We start from the raw sequence: 3,312 nt of genomic DNA, 5'->3' as shown, positions 1-3,312 counted from the left end.
CCCGCTGCCGTTCATCCTCTCCCGCACCTACAGCAGTTACCGGACAAAAACGCCCGCGCCGGTGGGGAGCCTCGGCCCCGGCTGGAAAATGCCTGCGGATATCCGCTTACAGCTGCGCGATAACACACTGATACTCAGTGATAACGGCGGCAGAAGCCTGTATTTTGAGCACCTGTTTCCCGGTGAGGACGGTTACAGCCGCAGCGAGTCACTGTGGCTGGTGCGCGGCGGCGTGGCGAAACTGGATGAAGGTCACCGGCTGGCCGCACTCTGGCAGGCGCTGCCGGAAGAACTCCGCTTAAGTCCGCATCGTTATCTGGCGACAAACAGTCCGCAGGGGCCGTGGTGGCTGCTCGGCTGGTGTGAGCGGGTGCCGGAAGCGGATGAGGTGCTGCCTGCGCCGCTGCCGCCGTACCGGGTACTGACCGGGCTGGTGGACCGCTTCGGGCGCACACAGACGTTCCACCGCGAAGCCGCCGGTGAATTCAGCGGCGAAATCACCGGCGTGACGGATGGTGCCGGGCGTCACTTCCAACTGGTACTGACCACGCAGGCGCAGCGGGCAGAAGAAGCCCGGCAGCAGGCCATTTCCGGCGGGACGGAACCGTCCGCTTTTCCTGATACCCTGCCGGGTTACACCGAATATGGCCGGGACAACGGCATCCGTCTGTCTGCCGTGTGGCTGACGCACGACCCGGAATACCCGGAGAATTTACCTGCCGCGCCGCTGGTGCGCTATGGCTGGACGCCGCGCGGCGAACTGGCGGCGGTGTATGACCGTAGTGGCAAACAGGTGCGCAGCTTTACTTACGATGATAAATACCGGGGCCGGATGGTGGCGCACCGTCACACGGGCCGGCCGGAAATCCGTTACCGTTACGACAGCGACGGGCGGGTGACAGAACAGCTTAACCCGGCAGGCTTAAGCTACACGTATCAGTATGAGAAGGACCGCATCACCATCACCGACAGCCTGAACCGCCGTGAAGTGCTGCACACGCAGGGTGAAGCCGGGCTGAAGCGGGTGGTGAAAAAGGAACACGCGGACGGCAGCGTCACGCAGAGTCAGTTTGACGCCGTGGGCAGGCTCAGGACACAGACGGATGCCGCAGGCCGGACAACAGAATACAGCCCGGATGTGGTGACGGGCCTCATCACGCGCATCACCACGCCGGATGGCAGGGCATCGGCGTTTTACTATAACCACCACAGCCAGTTAACGTCAGCCACCGGGCCTGACGGGCTGGAAATACGCCGGGAATATGATGAATGGGGCCGTCTGATTCAGGAAACTGCCCCTGACGGCGATATCATCCGCTACCGTTATGATAATCCACACAGTGACTTACCCTGCGCAACGGAAGATGCCACCGGTAGCCGGAAAACCATGACGTGGAGCCGTTACGGTCAGTTGCTGAGCTTCACCGACTGTTCCGGTTATGTAACCCGTTATGACCATGACCGCTTCGGGCAGATGACGGCGGTGCACCGCGAGGAAGGGCTGAGTCAGTACCGCGCATACGACAGCCGTGGACAGTTAATTGCCGTGAAAGACACGCAGGGCCATGAAACGCGGTATGAATACAACGCCGCCGGTGACCTGACCGCCGTCATTGCCCCGGACGGCAGCAGAAACGGGACACAGTACGATGCGTGGGGAAAGGCCATCCGTACCACGCAGGGCGAGCTGACGCGCAGTATGGAATACGATGCTGCAGGACGGGTCATCCGCCTGACCAGTGAAAACGGCAGCCACACCACCTTCCGTTACGATGTACTCGACCGGCTGATACAGGAAACCGGCTTTGACGGCCGCACACAGCGTTATCACCACGACCTGACCGGCAAACTTATCCGCAGCGAGGATGAGGGGCTGGTCACCCACTGGCACTATGACGAAGCAGACCGCCTCACGCACCGCACCGTGAATGGCGAAACCGCAGAGCAGTGGCAGTATGACAAACGTGGCTGGCTGACAGACATCAGCCATCTCAGCGAAGGGCACCGGGTGACGGTGCATTACAGGTATGATGAGAAAGGCCGGCTGACCGGTGAGCGCCAGACGGTGCATCACCCGCAGCCGGAAGCACTGCTCTGGCAGCATGAGACCAGACACGCTTACAACGCGCAGGGACTGGCGAACCGCTGTATACCGGACAGCCTGCCCGCCGTGGAATGGCTGGCCTACGGCAGCGGTTACCTGGCAGGCATGAAGCTCGGCGACACACCGCTGGTGGATTTCACCCGCGACCGCCTGCACCGGGAAACGCTGCGCCGCTTCGGCCGCTATGAACTCTCCACCGCTTACACCCCTGCCGGGCAGTTACAGAGCCAGCACCTGAACAGCCTGCAGTATGACCGCGATTACACCTGGAACGACAACGGCGAACTCATCCGCATCAGCAGCCCGCGCCAGACCCGGAGTTACAGCTACAGCACCACCGGCAGGCTGACCGGCGTTCACACCACCGCAGCGAACCTTGATATCCGCATCCCGTATGCCACAGACCCGGCAGGTAACCGCCTGCCCGACCCGGAGCTGCACCCGGACAGCACCCTCAGCATGTGGCCGGATAACCGTATCGCCCGTGACGCGCACTATCTTTACCGGTATGACCGTCACGGCAGGCTGACAGAGAAAACCGACCTCATCCCGGAAGGGGGTATCCGCACGGATGATGAGCGCACCCACCGGTACCATTACGACAGTCAGCACCGGCTGGTGCACTACACGCGGACACAATATGCAGAGCCGCTGGTCGAAAGTCGCTATCTTTACGACCCGCTGGGCCGCAGGGTGGCAAAACGGGTGTGGCGGCGTGAACGTGACCTGACGGGCTGGATGTCGCTGTCACGGAAACCGGAAGTGACCTGGTACGGCTGGGACGGCGACCGGCTGACCACAATACAGAACGACAGGAGCCGCATCCAGACGATTTATCAGCCGGGGAGCTTCACGCCACTCATCAGAGTTGAAACCGCCACCGGTGAGCTGGCGAAAACGCAGCGCCGCAGCCTGGCGGATACCCTTCAGCAGTCCGGCGGCGAAGACGGTGGCAGTGTGGTGTTCCCGCCGGTGCTGGTGCAGATGCTCGACCGGCTGGAAAGTGAAATCCTGGCTGACCGGGTGAGTGAGGAAAGCCGCCGCTGGCTGGCATCGTGCGGCCTGACGGTGGCGCAGATGCAAAGCCAGATGGACCCGGTGTACACGCCGGCGCGAAAAATCCACCTGTACCACTGCGACCATCGCGGCCTGCCGCTGGCGCTCATCAGCACGGAAGGGGCAACAGCGTGGTGCGCAGAATATGATGA

Annotated in this window: 1 protein-coding gene; it reads left to right on the top strand. The window is 62.2% G+C overall.

The features are described from left to right. Positions 1-3,312: rhs element protein RhsB (gene rhsB, locus BFF42_RS13130; protein WP_146759045.1), on the top strand; the 3,312-nt coding region annotated here is incomplete at both ends.

Source organism: Shigella sp. FC1661 (genome assembly GCF_001712525.1).
Classification (GTDB): Bacteria; Pseudomonadota; Gammaproteobacteria; order Enterobacterales; family Enterobacteriaceae; genus Escherichia; species Escherichia coli.
Note: the sequence above shows the minus strand (reverse complement) of the source record. Positions and strands in the feature narration are given on the sequence as shown.